The organism is Pokkaliibacter sp. MBI-7, assembly GCF_029846635.1.
GTDB lineage: Bacteria > Pseudomonadota > Gammaproteobacteria > Pseudomonadales > Balneatricaceae > Pokkaliibacter.
This window is the reverse complement of record NZ_JARVTG010000001.1, coordinates 915703-930560: the sequence shown is the minus strand read 5'-3', so window position 1 is coordinate 930560 and position 14858 is coordinate 915703. Positions and strand designations below refer to the sequence as shown.

The following is a 14858-nucleotide window of genomic DNA, read 5'->3' as shown; positions in this document are numbered from 1 at the left end:
GAACTGGCGTCCAGCCGTTTATTGATAGAGCACCGCGGCGATCTTCGGATCGTCTATATTGCTCTTGTCGTAATAGTAGAAGCCGGTATCGATAACCTTGGGCAGCTGCTTGCCCTGTGTCGCTTCGACGGCCGCTTTGACGGTTTCATAGCCGATACCTACCGGATTCTGGGTAATGGCACCGGCTTCAATGCCGCTGCGAATGGCATCGGTCTGGGCCTTGCCGGAGTCAAAACCGATCACCACCAGATTTTTGGCATTCATTTCGTTGACGGCGTTCACAACCCCAATGGCTGAGCCTTCATTGGTGCCGAAGATACCTTTCAGATCGGGATTGGCGGTGAGGATGGCTTTGGCCACCTCCGTGGATTTGAGCTGATCGCCCTGACCGTACTGCACGGTAACGACTTCGATATCGGGATGCGCTTCTTTCATACGGTTGAGGAAGCCGTCGCGGCGATCAATGCCGGTGCGGCTGGTCTGGTCATGGGCTACCACCGCGACCTGACCTTTGTTGCCGATCAGTTCAGCCATCTTGTCGGCAGCCAGTGCAGCGGCGGCCAGGTTATCGGTAGCGGCAGTGGTCACCGGGATGTCGCTGTCGACACCGCTGTCAAAGGCGACTATCGGAATACCGGCGTCTTTGGCCTGACGCAGCAGCGGGATGGCGGCCTGACTGTCGAGGGCGGCAAAGCCTATAGCGGCAGGCTTGTTGGCAAGGGCTGCCGACAGCATGTCGATCTGCCTGTCGACCATGGCTTCGCTGTCGGGGCCTTCAAAGGTGATGCGGACATTGAACTCCTTTGCCGCCTGATCAGCACCGGCTTTTACCGCCTGCCAGAACTGGTGCTGGAAGCCTTTGGAGACGATGGGAATATACATCTGCTCAGCGGCAAAGGCGGTTGGCAGAGTAGCGGCAAAAGCCAGGGCGCTGAGGGTGCCCAGTACGGTGCGACGTGACAACATGTTCATTACTCCGTTGCTGTTGTTATTTTCGAGTGTTGCGCTGTTGTGATGCCCGAATGGGCGGTAAGACGCTGAGCGGGATGGCGATCAGAAATCGCCAGCCAGCCGCAACGCCCGGATGGATCACCGTTAACTTTTCTTTCTGCGTGCCATGTCGGCGTAGACCGCCAGAATGATGATGGCGCCGGTTACAACCGTCTGCCATTCCTGCGCCACGGACAGTACCCGCAGGCCGTTGGTCAGGACGGCCATGATCAGGGCGCCAATCAGCGTGCCGAGAATGGTGCCCTTACCGCCGGACAGGGAGGTGCCGCCGATCACCACGGCGGCGATGGCTTCCAGTTCATAACCCATGCCGAGGGCGGGCTGAGCGGAGTTCAGACGAGAGGCAATCAGTATCCCGGCGATGCCACAGATGCCTCCGGCCAGTGCGTAGACGGCGATCTTCCAGCGGTCAGTATTGACGCCTGAGAGTCTGACCGCCTCTTCGTTGGAGCCGAGGGCAAAGGTATAGCGGCCGAGCACCGTGCGACGCAGGACGTAGGATGCCGCGAGAGCCACCAGAAACAGAATCAGCACGCCGTTAGGGATCGGCAGGGCGGGCAGCAGATCACCGATCAGCGAGCCCCGTGAAATCTGGTCAAACCCCGGTGTGTTGTTGAAGTAAATCGGGCGGGTGCCGGAAATCACCAGCGACAGTCCCTTGAGAATCAGCATCATGCCGAGGGTGGCGATAAAGGGCGGAATCTTCATCTTGGCGATAAAGCTGCCGGAGCAGAAACCGCAGAACACCCCGGCGGCAATGGCGGCGAGTATACCCAGTGGCAGCGGCATGCCGGCAAAGGTCAGTACCACTCCGGCGATCACTGCGGTGAAGGTCATCAGGGTGCCGACCGACAGATCAATGCCGCCGGTAATAATCACCAGGGTGGCGGCCACCGCCAGCACACCGTTGACGGAAGTGGCCTGCAGGATGGCGATGATGTTGGAGGTCTGCATAAAGTGCGGAGAGGCCAGCGAAAACACGACCAGCAGAATGATCAGACTGGTAAACGCCAGCAGCCGCTGGTGGGTACCGCTGTTAAGCAGACGGCTGATCAGCCCGGGAGTCGCAGCGCTTTTGGGGGTGTGCACGGTTGTTGTCATTATTGTGCTCCTGCCTGATGGGAAACGGTTTCACGCTGGGTCGCCAGCGCCATGATCTGTTCCTGTGTGGTGTTGTTGCCGCCCGGCAGAATGCCGGTCAGCCGGCCCTCACACATGACCGCAATGCGATGGCTCAGGCGCATGACCTCGGGCAGTTCCGAAGAGATGACGATGACCGCCCGCCCCTGTGCCGCCAGTGCTTCCAGCAACGTATAGATTTCGGCTTTGGCGCCGACGTCGATGCCTCGTGTCGGCTCATCGAAAATCAGCACATCACAGTCACGCAGTAACCACTTGGCGATCACCACTTTCTGCTGGTTGCCGCCTGACAGCAGGGCCACCTGCTGCTCATCGGAAGGGGTGCGGATACCCAGCTGCTGGATGTAGTTCTGGGCGGTACGCTGCATGCCATGTTCATCGAGCGTGCCGATGCGACTGGCAAACCTGTCGATGCTGGTCATGGCAATATTGGCCCGCACATCCATGCCGGTGGCGAGGCCAAAGCGCTTGCGGTCTTCCGACAGATAACCGATACCTGCCCGCACGGCGTCATGGGGTGAGCGAATCTGGCAGGGCTGGCCGTGGACTTTGATTTCACCTGCCTGCAGCGGGTCGGCGCCAAAGATGGCTCGGGCCACTTCGGTACGGCCTGCCCCCATCAAACCGGCAAAGCCCAGAATCTCGCCCTTGCGCACGCAGAAGCTGACATCGCGAATCTCCCGGCCGCGTTGCAGTCCGCTGACTTCGAGTACCACCTCGGCGTGCTGCTGTGCCGGAATACTCGCCACCTGCTGTTTGACGTCGCGGCCCACCATCATTGCGATGATCTGACTGAGTGGTGTATCCGCCGCCTGCACTGTGGCGACGTACTCGCCGTCGCGCATCACGGTGACGCGGTCAGCGATCTGTTTGATCTCATCCATCTTGTGGCTGATATAGACAATACCGACGCCCTCAGAACGCAGCTGGCGGATGATGGTGAACAGCTCGCGTACTTCGGCATCGTTCAGTGCAGCGGTAGGCTCATCCATGATCAGAATGCGCGAGCGGAACGACAGCGCCTTGGCTATTTCAATCATCTGCTGTTTGGCAATGGTCAGCTCACCGACGATGGCTTCGGGGTCGAGCTGCAGGTTCATACGGGCAAAGATGTCGGCGGTCTGGCGGTTGAGCTGAGCATCGTCCAGACGGCCAAAGGAGCGCCGGGGTTCGCGACCGATAAAGACGTTCTGGGCCACGGTCAGGTCATTCATCAGGCTCAGCTCCTGATGAATGATGCCGATGCCCTGTGCCTGTGCTGCACGCGGGCCCAGCAGCTGCACCGCTTCGCCGCGCAGGCGAAATTCGCCGCCATCGGGCTGATAGATGCCCGATAGCACTTTCATAAGCGTGGATTTACCCGCACCGTTTTCGCCCATCAGGGCGTGCACTTCACCCTCATGCAGATCGAAGTGGATGCCTTTGAGGGCATGTACTCCGGGGAAGCGTTTCTCGATGCCTTTCATTTCAACAAGTAAGGTCACCTGGTTACCCCCAACGTCCTGTGACGGACGTGTTACTGATCGCGGTGTTCAGAATGTGAAACCGTCAGCAGGCTGTTGAAAACGTTATCGCGACGCCGAGACAAGGAAATACCCGAGGGCACAAGAAACAGGCGAACAAGCGGAGTTCAGTGAACTCAATGAGCATTTAACTCGCTTTGCTCGCCCCTTCGGGGCCGTACAAAAGCACGTTCAGCCTTCGGCTGTGAGCCTGTTTTTGACGCGGTATTCGGCAACGCAGATAGATGTTCAACGACCTGTCAGATGGTGACCCCGCCATCGACCAGCATGGCCTGGCCGCTGACGAAACGACTTTCATCACTCAGCAGATACACCACCAGTGGGGTGATGTCATCGACCTGAGCGAGGCGCCCCATGGGCTGGCGGGCAATAAAGTCTTTCTCTGCCTGTACCGGATCGGCTGCTGCGGCAATGCGGCCACGCAGGGAAGGGGTATCCACCGTGCCGGGGCACAGCGCATTGCAACGTATACCCTGCTTCACAAAGTCGGCGGCAATGGCCTTAGTCAGACCGATGACGGCTGCTTTGGTGGCACCGTAGGCGGTGCGCACCGGAAAACCTTTGATCGAGGATGCCATCGACGCCATGTTGAGAATGGCCGCTGAACCCTGACGTTCAGCCTGACGCAACATACCGGGCAGCAGTGCCCGGCTCATGCGCACCATAGAGGTGACATTCAGATCCAGGCTGAACTGCCAGTCTTCATCGGACAGCTCCAGCAGGGAGCCGTGATGGACAAAACCGGCGCAGTTAAACAGGCCGTCGAGATCCGGCAGGCTGGCCGCCAGTGCGGTGATGGCCGCCGGGTCGGTGACATTGAGGGTATGCACGCTGATGCGCGGTGACTGCTGGGCCAGACTGGCCAGCGTGTCGCTGTTGATATCGGTGGCGATCACCGTAGCGCCTTCGCGGGCACAGGCCAGCGCGCTGGCCCGGCCGATACCCTGGCCTGCCGCGGTGATCAGAATGGTTTTACCTTCAAGCCGCATGTCATGTACTCCCGACCTTATTGTTATGGGTGAGTCCTGTTGCTGTGCTGTGAAATGTTGCTGTGCTGTGTGTCGTTGCTGAACGGTGATCCTGTCTGTGAAGAAGGTGTGATGAACTCCCCCTTACATCACGGCGCCTATCTGCCAGGGCACGAACTCGGCGCCACCAAAGCCCAGTGCCTCGCTCTTGGTCTGTTCGCCGGAGGCCACCCGGATCAGCAGTTCAAACAGCTCGTGTCCTTTGGCCTCGATGCTGACGCCCTCATTGATGATGTCGCCGCAGTTCAGGTCCATGTCATCGGCCATGCGCTGATACATTTCGCTATTGGTGGCGATTTTGATGCAGGGAGTGGGTTTAAAGCCGGAGACCGAGCCACGACCTGTGGTGAAGATGATCAGGTTGGCACCAGAGGCCACCTGTCCGGTGACGGAGCAGGGGTCGAAGCCGGGGCTGTCCATAAAGACAAAGCCGTGTTTGTCGATCTTCTCACCGAACAGATACACGTCGGTCAGCGGGGCACTGCCACTTTTGGCAACGGCACCGAGTGATTTTTCCAGAATGGTGGTCAGGCCGCCTCGCTTGTTGCCGGGGCTGGGATTGTTGTCCAGCTCACCGCCATTGCGGGCACAGTAGTCTTCCCACCAGTGCACGCGGGCAATCAGCTTTTCGCCGACTTCGCGAGAGATGGCACGGCGTGTCAGCAGGTGCTCGGCACCGTAGATTTCCGAGGTTTCCGAAAGAATGGTGGTGCCGCCATGACGGACCAGCAGGTCGGACGCATAGCCCAGTGCCGGATTGGCAGTGATACCGGAATAGCCATCAGAGCCACCACACTGCATGCCCACCATGATTTCCGCCACCGGAATAGGCTCGCGTCCGGCACGATTAGCCAGCTCGGCGATGCCTTTCAGTTCCGCAAGGCCACGCTCGATGGTTTTGCGGGTGCCCCCTTCCGCCTGAATCGTCATATAACGCAGCACACCATCGGCACGAATGGGCTGGCCACCGACCAGTGCATCAATCTGCATCACCTCACAGCCCAGCCCGACCAGCAAAATGCCGCCGAAATTCGGATGCTGAGCATAGCCGGCCAGAGTACGGAACAGCGTCTGGTAGCCTTCGTCCTTGCCGGACATGCCGCAGCCGGTGCTGTGGACAATAGGCACGATGCCATCGATATGGGGGTAGTCATTGAGCAGGCCAGACTTTTCTGCTGCTTCGGCAATAAAGCGGGCTACCGAGCCTGCGCAGTTTACCGAGGTCAGAATGCCCAGATAATTGCGGGTGCCTGCGCGGCCATCGGCGCGGCGATAACCCTGAAAGGTACGCTGTTCGGTCGCCACTGGCAGCGCTTCGCAGGCGCTGGAGAAACCATAGTCGTGGGAGTGTTCACTCATGCCAAGGTTATGGACATGGACATGAGCGCCCGCCGCGATATCCTGCCGGGCCTGGCCGATAATCTGGCCGTAGCGAATCACATTGGCGCCCGCCGGGATGTGCCGGGCGGCAATCTTGTGGCCGCGGACAATATAGTCGGACGTGGTGCCGATGCCGGTCAGTAGCTGTCCTTCGGGAATATCGGCAAGTGCAACGACGATATTGTCATGAGGGTGCAGACGAATGGTGAGAGGGTGGTCGCTCATCCGGTGTCTCCAAGGTGATTTTATAATTGTTGTTCGCTGGAATATGGTGCAAGCTAGCACCTGTTGAATTAGTCGTCAACTAACATGTTAGTTGGCATCTGCTGCAGATTGAGGCAGTGGAAAGTGTGAGTGAAGGACGATGAGTGAAGACATCAAGATGCTGACGGATATCGAAAGCCTCAGCGGCTCTCTGGCGCAGCGGGTATATCAGTCGCTGCGGGAGGCCATTCTGTCTATGGTCTATCCGCCTGGTTCGGTACTGAAAAAAAATGTCATCTGTGAGCAGCTGGGGGTGTCACGCTCGCCGGTGGCCGAAGCCATTGCCCGGCTGGCAGCAGAAGGGCTGGTGGACGTGATTCCGCAGTCGGCGACACGGGTGTCCTGCTTTTCCATGGATGAGATTCGCGAGGCCAGCTTTCTGCGTGAAGCGCTGGAGTGTGCGGCCGTGGAGAGGGTGGCGGTGCAGCGCAGTGACGAGCAGCTGGCCAAGCTGACCCGCAATGTGCGCCTGCAGGAAATGCTGGTGGAAGACCGTGACTACGCCGAATTCTATAAGGCCGATGAGGAGTTTCACGGCCTGATCATGGAGTTCACCGGCTTTCCCGGTGTGTCGTCAGTGGCGGCGACGGTGTCGCTGCAACTGAAGCGGGTGCGCATGCTGTTGTTACCGGAGGAGGGGCGCCCGGCGGAAACCATCAGGGAGCATCGCGCCATTCTTGATGCCATCCGTGATCAGGACCCGGCCGCCGCGCAGACGGCAATGAAAGCCCACCTGCGTATGCTCATTCCACGCCTGCTGCCGCTGGAGAAAGAGCACGCTGAGTATTTTCGTTCACGCTGATCGGTACTGACCGGCATGTGCGGTGGCAGCGAATTCCGCAGTCACCGCAATAACGGACACGATAACTGCCATCAATAACTGTCATCAATAACTGTCATCAATAACTGTCATCAATAACAACCATCAATAAGAACAAGAGGTCGCTGACTGATGCTTCGCAATATTCCTGCGCTGCTTTCCCCCGAGCTGTTGTATGCCCTGCGTGCCATGGGGCACGGTGATGACCTTGTGATCGCTGATGCGAACTTCCCGGCACAGAGTACGGCGCGGCAGGTCATCCGCCTCGACGGTGTCTCGGCTACCGAGGCACTGGCCGCTATCCTGCAGTTACTGCCACTGGATACCTTTGTCACTGAGCCGGTACTCACTATGCAGGTGGTGGGGGATGCCAGCGCCGTGCCTGACGTGGTGCATGAGTTCCAGCGCATCGTCAATGAGGTGGCTGATCACCCCGTGCGTCTTGGCAGCCTGGAGCGTTTTGCCTTCTACCAGCAGGCGCGGAATGCGTTCGTGATCGTGCAGACGGGCGAGCAGCGGCTGTATGGCAACATCATTCTGAAAAAGGGAGTGATCAGGCCATGAAGGGCGGGGCTATCCGAGTCGATGCGCATCAGCATTTCTGGCAGATCGGGCGGGGCGACTATGGCTGGCTGACCCCTGAGCTGGAGGTGCTCTACCGCGATTATGTGCCCGAGGATTTGCTGCCACTGCTGGCGCAGCAGCAGATTGACGCCACCATACTGGTGCAGGCGGCACCGACGCTGGCTGAAACGGAGTATCTGCTGAGGCTGGCGGAGCAACATACGCAGATTGCCGGTGTGGTCGGCTGGGTGGATTTTGCCAGCCCCGGCGCGGTAGCCGATATTCAGCGGCTGGCCCGGCACCCCAAGCTGGTTGGGTTACGGCCCATGCTGCAGGACATCGCCGACACTGACTGGATGTTACGTGCCGAGCTGCATCCGGCTTATGAGGCGATGACAGAGGCGGGGCTGGTGTTTGATGCGCTGGTAACGCCGCGGCACCTGCCCAGTCTGCTGCAGCTGTTGCGGCGTTATCCTGAACTGCGGGTGGTGATAGATCATGCTGCCAAACCGCAGATACGTGATGCGGCCTTTCAGCCGTGGGCAGAGCAGATGGCACAGCTGGCGGCAGAGACACAGGCTTGCTGCAAGCTCTCCGGGCTGGTGACCGAGGCGGGGGAGCGCTGGTCGGTAGCTGACCTGCAGCCCTATGTGGATCACCTATTGCAGACCTTCGGCAGTGAACGCCTGCTCTGGGGCAGTGACTGGCCGGTCTGCCTGCTGGCGGCTGATTATGCGCAGTGGCGGCAAGCCAGTGAACAACTGTTGGAAGGGGTGGAAGACACCGACGGGATATTTGGGCTGAATGCAGCGAGAGTGTATGGGGTGGGCGGTGGGTAAGTGTTTCTGCTGGCGCTTGAGATAGAGCAGGCAGACTAATAGGGGGAATTGCAGGGGCTGCTGGAAGATCGGGAGGCCAAGCTAGAAGCCTTGTGCTACCTGTTGATCGAAGGAGGGCAAAGTGGCGATGCAGTCATCTATGGACTGGGATTTATATGGTCCAAAGGTTGAGTAAGGTTCATCGCCCTCTTTTCTACTGATCATTGTGATTCGCGGTATCTTTCCTTCAGATTGGTGGTGGTGACAATAGTAGCTGTTCAATGCTCAAAGCAGCGGCGTGCGTTAGCGCGTCCAGCCCGAACTGTTGCCTTAGTAAATTTAATAAATTACTCAAAGGCTAATCATTAACGGGTCTTCTAAAAATGGAGTAGATAATCCATGCTGCAGCCAAAGTGCCAATTGGAAACATAAATAGCATTGGAAACCAAGCAAGAAAAGACGCCACTCGCCCGTAAACTTTCCAGGTTTTACATCCAAAGTAACCAGCGGCTAGTAGACCAAGCCATAAGATTAAAAAAGTTGTTATGAATGGCATCGCAGATGATGATATTGCATGCCATGAGAAATAATATCCCAGCACCGTAAATAGTAATATTGGGGTAGAAATTAAAATCACGAATAGGTTAAAACCCTTTATTACTCTGATTGGATTGTTAAGAAAATTATAAATGGATTCGGAGCTAGTCATTTTTATCTCTCATGTATAGTGCTCTGCTCATTAAGCAAATTTTTGATGTTGGATTTTTTTGCCACGCAGAAAAGGTGACAGCGAAAATTTGCCCGGTGCAGCCGCTTGTTATGGCTGGACTTTGCCCATACCTACCCATTGCACTTTAAATGCTTGTGCTTTTTTTTCGTGATCAATTACTAAAGCGCCAATGGCAATTACAAATTGGTCGCCTGAGTTGAAACCATTAAAGTCCTTATATCGTGGTACCAAAGTAGCTTTATTAAGTGTGTACTTCGTTACACCGGGATCCCAATACGCTGTAAATTGATGCTCATTATCGATTATGAGTTGAATCGCGTTTGGTTCATTTGATTCTTGCCCAGGGATAGCCGGAAATTTATAGCCTGAAGCATCTAGCTCAATTTCGATAGCTGGTTTTATTGCGTAGTATTCTCCCACTTGACCTTCGGCCAGCCCCATTTGGATATGCTGTTCATCAACTGTAATTACTTGCATTCCTGCCGCACTAGCAGTAACTGAGGCAATACCAAACAACGATGCTAGAAATTTCTTCATGACTCTCCCTTTGGGCCGTAACGCCCGTAACAGCGGAAATTTAGGAGCGCAGCGAGTAAACTTTCCGGCTGATTACGTTTATTAAGCCTCACTGCGACAGTAGCTCGGTAACTGTAAAGTCAGGATTATCTTCAAGATCGTCCTTATTGACACTACCTGCATCAATAGCATATTGCTTTCCATCTATCTCAATCCAAAGCGGTTGAAAGGTATTTACATCACCAACCGGATGCCCTTTTTCATTCCATTGGATTTTTATGGATGGTTTGTTCATTGGGTTGTATTCATACACACAAGTAGATAGGTCGTATATTTTCTCAGCACCTAATGGAAGGTTACCCAAGTGGTTTATAAAGTGCTGCTCCAACGTGACCATTTTTGATTTTTCAACAATTCTATCAATGGCTGAAAGTGTCAGCCGCTTAACCGTTCTTTCATCTTCTCCATCAAATTGAAACATTAGCTTATCATGCTTCCTTACTTTGAACTTTCCAACTCTAGACGGCATATCAAAATAAGAATGAAGGTTAAGATTGGGTTGCGTTATTGAATTCAACTCATCAAGCAGTTGCATATAAAATCGAAGGAGAGTGTGTCTACCAGTTTCTCTTAATAATGCCAGATCATTAGATTCTTTTGGCAGATTGTATATGTTGAAGTTGTTTCTTATCCGACCATTAGGGCCAATAATACCGAGCCCGAGTACAACAACAAAATCCGGCCTTAGCTTAATGTCATCAAGCTCTCTATCTAATTCTTTAACTTGCTTTGCTATAGCATCAAGACTTCTATTTGCTGCGTAAGCAAATATTGCAGTTACAGGAACCACAGGACTCAATCCTGTATTCATTCCCGGTATGGATGAGTTAGTAAAACCCTGTGTGGGCATTATTTTTTTCAAGCTAGCAATATTCTGATACGCATCCTTTAGTTCGGTACTATCAAGATGCGACTTCATGCTAATGGCACCAAAAACGCTTTCTCTTGGGTATAGTGAGTGAGAATCAGATTTTAAAAAAAGAGGGCAATGATCTTTATCGAAGATCACAATATCTAGTTCACCGCTAATTTCATTTTCAGGTGAAATAACCTCCCCCCGACCTATGCCATATTTATTTGGCAAGTACTCTTGAAGAAAGTCTACAAAAGCATCCTCTCTATTATCTCCCTTTCCGCCATTGTGCTTTATTTGAATGGTTTTCTGGAATTTTGCCGATAATTCTAAACTTATCGCTTCAAATATTTTTCGTATATCCATATCTATCTCTGAGGCTTAACGCCGAGTCCAGCGCAGGTACGAAGTGCCGGAGCGGTGCTGCAACGACTTGTTAGGCATTTCAATTAAAACTCAGCATTTACAGCCAACATTAAAAAAAATATATCTGCACATGTAAGATCATTGTGGATAATCTTTCTTCCATTATTCGTTTTTTCATAGGTCAAATTGAAATGTGAGACAGGTGGAACCGAAGAATACATGTTCAATACTCCTCCATGACTCATGGTATCGCGAATTACAGCTGCAAATTTTAGAACTGCAGGCCAATTTTCATTCTTCCTTTTCCCATGAGCCATTTCTATAGCAGCTAGGTTATTCTCCCAGAAACCAGTGAACATTGCCTGGGCAAGGCCTTCTAATGTTTCAGCCATTGCATCGGTGGCTGCGCCAGAAATTTGAGTAAAGGCAGGTTGAATAATGTAAGGAATCGGTTGACTTCTATCATTGTGTAGAAATACGGCACGCAATAAGTCATCTGGCACAAACTCAACACTTTTCCCACTCGCTTTCCCTTCGAAGGACGCAGTTGGATACATCGGCTTCCCATTACTTAGATGTGGAGCAAACGATGTTACTTGCTCTCCATGGTAAATTTTAAAATAACTTCCAATCGAAGAAGCTGCCACTACAAAATCCAAAATGTAGGGATGACACCGATGTGACGAGGAAATAAATAAAATGTTGGGAATGTTATTTATTGACATAGTGTTCTCATAAATTAACTAACTACTGTGAAGCCTAACGCCGTGCTCAACGGCAGTTTGTAAGTTGTGGCTTTGTGGGTTACTTTTGCGTAGCAAAACCACAAAGCTGCGACTTACAAACTGTCCAGCGCACGAAGTGCGCGATGTTGAAGCACTTTGTTAGGTATGCCTGCTCTACTCATATGCTGTTCTTGGGATGTCAAATGTTCATTATGATAGAGGCAAAAAATGTACTGCCAGAGAGCTTGGCAATTTTGGCTTAGAACCAATCTCTCCAAGTATTAGCGGGTCATATTCTAGTTCTAATAGTTCATAAAGGCGCTGATATATTAGCGTACATGCCCAGTCAAAATTCGACATTTTATGCTTTTCGTGGCGAACATTATACTGACTTACATGGAGAACTAATTCCTCTACTAACGCCGCAATTCTTATATTAATATTTTGATACTCAGCAGATTCAATATGAACGCATTTATTTCTAACTCTATTTAACTTCCTACAAGCCTCTATAACCCAGTCACTAAACTCACCTCTTTCCTCAACCGATATTAAACGAGATGAAAATTGATTTTTCTTCGGTTTGAGCGAGTGTTTTTCAATATATTTTGCAAGTGTTGCCTCTGTGGCCAGATGATATGAAAATATTTTTGAGACTACATCTCTGTAAATTAGAGGAATGCCCATACTTATAGTTCCGAGATGTATTTTAGTTCCAGTAGACATTCTTAAAAATCCTTTAAATACCTAACCGTGTGTTAATGAGGTCTTCGACCTCATAACAATTATTAAAAGGTATACCTTTTAACAAACTTTATCTTAAACAGCTGTCACGTAAAACTTTGATTTTAATAGAAAAATAAATTAGTCAATGCGCAGTTGAATCATTAAAAGGTATTTCAATCATCATCAGACTACCCAAAAGGTATACCTTATTCCCGATTTTTCAAGGATGAAGTACTCAAAATGATGATGTCTCCCTTTCTCATCTCTGCCCAGAACGACATGATGGTACATCGTGACGGTAAGCGAACCCTTGATGTCTATCGGTACTAGATGGAATTTCTTAGCCAGTTCTGTAATAAGCAATATCTTTGTTTAACGTAACCTGATGAGCTGTTCTGGCTAGGCACCGCGCATCCTGAGCCAGGCACTGGCTGTGGTGGCAATCGGCAGAGTTGTCTCCATATAAGCTGCGACCGGTATTGCTTTGAGAGGGAACCATGAAAGAGATCAAAGGGCTGGATCTGAATCTGCTCAAAGCCCTGGATGCGCTCCTTGATGAGTGCAACGTGACACGTGCCGCCACGCGGCTGGGGATTACTCAGCCTGCCATGAGTGGCATGTTGACGCGGCTGCGGGGCTATTTCGGTGACCCTTTGTTTGTGCGTGCCCAGCGCGGGATTGTGCCGACCCCGCGTGCGCTGGAGCTGGCCGCACCGTTAAAGCAGGTTATCAGTGATATTGGCGTGCTGATCCAGCCATTGCATTTTGACCCCTCGACCTCGCAGCTGGCCTTTACGCTGGCCGCGACAGACTATGCCCTAAGCACCATTGCCGCGCCCTTTCTGTCTGCACTCAAACGTCATGCGCCGCAGATCAGAATTGCGCTGGTGCCGGTCGATGACCAGCAGGTGCAAGCCCAGCTGGAGCGCGGTGACATTGATCTGGCGCTGATTACGCCAGAGTCGGCGCCGCCAGATTTACACTGCCGCACGCTGTTTGATGAGCACTATGTCTGTGTGCTGCGTGCCGGGCATCCGGTTATGCAGCAGGGTACGCCGCTGACTGTGGATCAGTTCTGTGCACTGGATCATGCGCTGGTGTCGTACAGCGGCGGGAGCTTTCATGGCGTCACGGATGAGGCATTGCAGGCGCTTGGCAAGCAGCGTCAGGTCACGCTGTCGGTGAAAAGCTTTCTGGTCTTGCCCGATATTCTGCGTGCCAGCGATATGATCGCCATTCTGCCGAGTCGGCTGGTGCAGGGGGCAGAGGGGCTGGAGGTGTTCCCGCCACCGCTGGAGGTGCCGGGCTTTACCAAGATTGCGGTATGGCATGAGCGCAGGCATCGGGATACTGCCCATCGCTGGTTGCGGGAGTTGCTGTTCCGGCAGTACGACAGCTCCAAAGGCGCGGCGGAAGAGTAATGTCTGCGGAAAGCCCAAGGCCATCGACATCATCATGTCGATGGCCACCGTCATTATTGTGCCTGAGCCTTGCGGGCACGAGCGGCGCTCACCAGACCGTCCAGCCAGTCCTGATGACCATTGATCATCGGGTTGGGTTTAGCCACATGTAGCTCTGCAGCAGGCTTACCTTTCTGCGTTTCCTGCGTCAGGATGCGTACTCGACCGCCTTCCAGATTTTCCACCAGCCAGGCATGGTGCACGTCCAGCCGGGATTCGCTGCCTTCTTCGCCTGCCCAGCCGTGCCAGGCAACCCGTCCGGGCTGGTCTGCGGTGGGAGCAACGAACTCATTGCACCGCGCTTCCACCGGAAAGCCGAAGGTCTCAAAGTAGAAGCGGTCATCACAGGTCAGCACCGGGCCCTGCTCATCATAAAAGCGCACATTGGCTGAGTTGGTGTAATAGCCGGGCCACTCCGAGGGAGTTGCGAGCAGGGGCCAGATATCTGCGGCACTCAGGCCCGCGACAATCACTTCATTGGATACGTAGTTTTCGGTATAGCCGGGCACATAGCCTTCAGGCCAGATGATGGCATTCATTTTCATGATGAGTGTTCCGTAACAGGGTGAGGAGGCTGGCTGACCCATGACCGTTGAGGTGGATGGGGCAGCGTTACCGGACAAGGCACAGGCTTGTCGGAATGGCGTTATGGTGAAGAGGGGCGAGTAATAAATCTAATCCTGTAATTTTATTTTAATCATCACGTATCGTTATATCTGAGAGCTGTTAACAGTGGTCAGCAGGTCTCAGAACTGTCAGGAGGCGGGCAGGTCGGGATGCAGAACATCACCAGAAATTAACCTACTGTTACGTTTGGATGCATAGTAAGATGCGCTGGCCTTAAAGTTGGCTATGCTTACCACAGGACGTGATA

At 53.3% G+C, this 14858-nt stretch carries 14 protein-coding genes; 4 read left to right on the top strand and 10 right to left on the bottom strand.

What is annotated here, in order from left to right; all coding sequences use genetic code 11:
- Positions 1-18: 18 nt before the first annotated feature.
- From QCD60_RS04125 to QCD60_RS04105, 5 genes are all read right to left on the bottom strand, one after another.
- The gene (locus QCD60_RS04125; protein ID WP_279782675.1) at positions 19-966 is read right to left on the bottom strand and encodes an ABC transporter substrate-binding protein; all 948 of its coding nucleotides are present in this window, start codon (positions 964-966) and stop codon (positions 19-21) included.
- Positions 967-1095: 129 nt separating this feature from the next.
- A complete protein-coding gene (locus QCD60_RS04120; protein WP_279782673.1) occupies positions 1096-2112 on the bottom strand; it encodes an ABC transporter permease in 1017 nt (338 codons plus the stop codon).
- Entirely contained in the window at positions 2112-3635 is a 1524-nt protein-coding gene (locus tag QCD60_RS04115; RefSeq protein ID WP_279782671.1) for a sugar ABC transporter ATP-binding protein, read from the bottom strand. The genes QCD60_RS04120 and QCD60_RS04115 overlap by 1 nt, the downstream gene beginning before the upstream one ends.
- A gap of 278 nt (positions 3636-3913) precedes the next feature.
- Complete coding sequence (locus tag QCD60_RS04110; protein WP_279782669.1) at positions 3914-4663, bottom strand: SDR family oxidoreductase; 750 nt, start codon at positions 4661-4663, stop codon at positions 3914-3916.
- Between the two features lie 123 nt (positions 4664-4786).
- Positions 4787-6307, bottom strand: a complete 1521-nt coding sequence (locus tag QCD60_RS04105) for an altronate dehydratase family protein (protein ID WP_279782667.1) — start codon at positions 6305-6307, stop codon at positions 4787-4789.
- A gap of 139 nt (positions 6308-6446) precedes the next feature.
- Here QCD60_RS04105 and QCD60_RS04100 point away from each other — a divergent pair, with 139 nt between their 5' ends.
- The 3 genes from QCD60_RS04100 to QCD60_RS04090 all read left to right on the top strand — a co-directional run bounded on the left by QCD60_RS04100 (position 6447) and on the right by QCD60_RS04090 (position 8569).
- Positions 6447-7148, top strand: coding sequence for a GntR family transcriptional regulator (locus QCD60_RS04100; RefSeq protein WP_279782665.1), 702 nt, complete (start codon positions 6447-6449; stop codon positions 7146-7148).
- A 150-nt stretch (positions 7149-7298) separates the two neighbouring features.
- Entirely contained in the window at positions 7299-7730 is a 432-nt protein-coding gene (locus QCD60_RS04095; protein ID WP_279782663.1) for an RbsD/FucU domain-containing protein, read from the top strand.
- On the top strand, positions 7727-8569 hold the full coding sequence (locus QCD60_RS04090; protein WP_279782661.1) for an amidohydrolase family protein: 843 nt from the start codon (positions 7727-7729) through the stop codon (positions 8567-8569). The genes QCD60_RS04095 and QCD60_RS04090 overlap by 4 nt, the downstream gene beginning before the upstream one ends.
- Positions 8570-9365: 796 nt before the next feature.
- On the opposite strand, the gene QCD60_RS04085 is transcribed toward QCD60_RS04090, so the two are convergent.
- The 4 genes from QCD60_RS04085 to QCD60_RS04070 form a co-directional block, all read right to left on the bottom strand.
- Complete coding sequence (locus tag QCD60_RS04085) at positions 9366-9815, bottom strand: hypothetical protein (protein WP_279782659.1); 450 nt, start codon at positions 9813-9815, stop codon at positions 9366-9368.
- Positions 9816-9903: 88 nt separating this feature from the next.
- Entirely contained in the window at positions 9904-11073 is a 1170-nt protein-coding gene (locus QCD60_RS04080) for a DUF6602 domain-containing protein (RefSeq protein ID WP_279782657.1), read from the bottom strand.
- An 83-nt stretch (positions 11074-11156) separates the two neighbouring features.
- Entirely contained in the window at positions 11157-11798 is a 642-nt protein-coding gene (locus QCD60_RS04075; RefSeq protein WP_279782655.1) for a hypothetical protein, read from the bottom strand.
- A 210-nt stretch (positions 11799-12008) separates the two neighbouring features.
- On the bottom strand, positions 12009-12524 hold the full coding sequence (locus QCD60_RS04070; protein ID WP_279782653.1) for a hypothetical protein: 516 nt from the start codon (positions 12522-12524) through the stop codon (positions 12009-12011).
- Positions 12525-13021: 497 nt separating this feature from the next.
- On the opposite strand from QCD60_RS04070, the gene QCD60_RS04065 reads away from it, so the two are divergent.
- Positions 13022-13945 (top strand): LysR family transcriptional regulator, encoded by a 924-nt coding sequence (locus QCD60_RS04065; protein WP_279782651.1) that lies wholly within the window; start codon positions 13022-13024, stop codon positions 13943-13945.
- A gap of 53 nt (positions 13946-13998) precedes the next feature.
- On the opposite strand, the gene QCD60_RS04060 is transcribed toward QCD60_RS04065, so the two are convergent.
- Positions 13999-14529: an SRPBCC domain-containing protein gene (locus QCD60_RS04060; protein WP_279782649.1), complete on the bottom strand. Its 531-nt coding sequence runs from the start codon at positions 14527-14529 to the stop codon at positions 13999-14001.
- Between the last annotated feature and the right edge of the window lie 329 nt (positions 14530-14858).

Coding starts and splice junctions, on each gene's coding strand:
- QCD60_RS04075 (WP_279782655.1), bottom strand. CDS start 11,798: ATGTCAATAAATAACATTCCCAACATTTTATTTATTTCCTCGTCACAT.
- QCD60_RS04085 (WP_279782659.1), bottom strand. CDS start 9,815: ATGAAGAAATTTCTAGCATCGTTGTTTGGTATTGCCTCAGTTACTGCT.
- QCD60_RS04105 (WP_279782667.1), bottom strand. CDS start 6,307: ATGAGCGACCACCCTCTCACCATTCGTCTGCACCCTCATGACAATATC.
- QCD60_RS04080 (WP_279782657.1), bottom strand. CDS start 11,073: ATGGATATACGAAAAATATTTGAAGCGATAAGTTTAGAATTATCGGCA.
- QCD60_RS04100 (WP_279782665.1), top strand. CDS start 6,447: ATGAGTGAAGACATCAAGATGCTGACGGATATCGAAAGCCTCAGCGGC.
- QCD60_RS04110 (WP_279782669.1), bottom strand. CDS start 4,663: ATGCGGCTTGAAGGTAAAACCATTCTGATCACCGCGGCAGGCCAGGGT.
- QCD60_RS04070 (WP_279782653.1), bottom strand. CDS start 12,524: ATGTCTACTGGAACTAAAATACATCTCGGAACTATAAGTATGGGCATT.
- QCD60_RS04060 (WP_279782649.1), bottom strand. CDS start 14,529: ATGAAAATGAATGCCATCATCTGGCCTGAAGGCTATGTGCCCGGCTAT.
- QCD60_RS04125 (WP_279782675.1), bottom strand. CDS start 966: ATGTTGTCACGTCGCACCGTACTGGGCACCCTCAGCGCCCTGGCTTTT.
- QCD60_RS04065 (WP_279782651.1), top strand. CDS start 13,022: ATGAAAGAGATCAAAGGGCTGGATCTGAATCTGCTCAAAGCCCTGGAT.
- QCD60_RS04095 (WP_279782663.1), top strand. CDS start 7,299: ATGCTTCGCAATATTCCTGCGCTGCTTTCCCCCGAGCTGTTGTATGCC.
- QCD60_RS04120 (WP_279782673.1), bottom strand. CDS start 2,112: ATGACAACAACCGTGCACACCCCCAAAAGCGCTGCGACTCCCGGGCTG.
- QCD60_RS04090 (WP_279782661.1), top strand. CDS start 7,727: ATGAAGGGCGGGGCTATCCGAGTCGATGCGCATCAGCATTTCTGGCAG.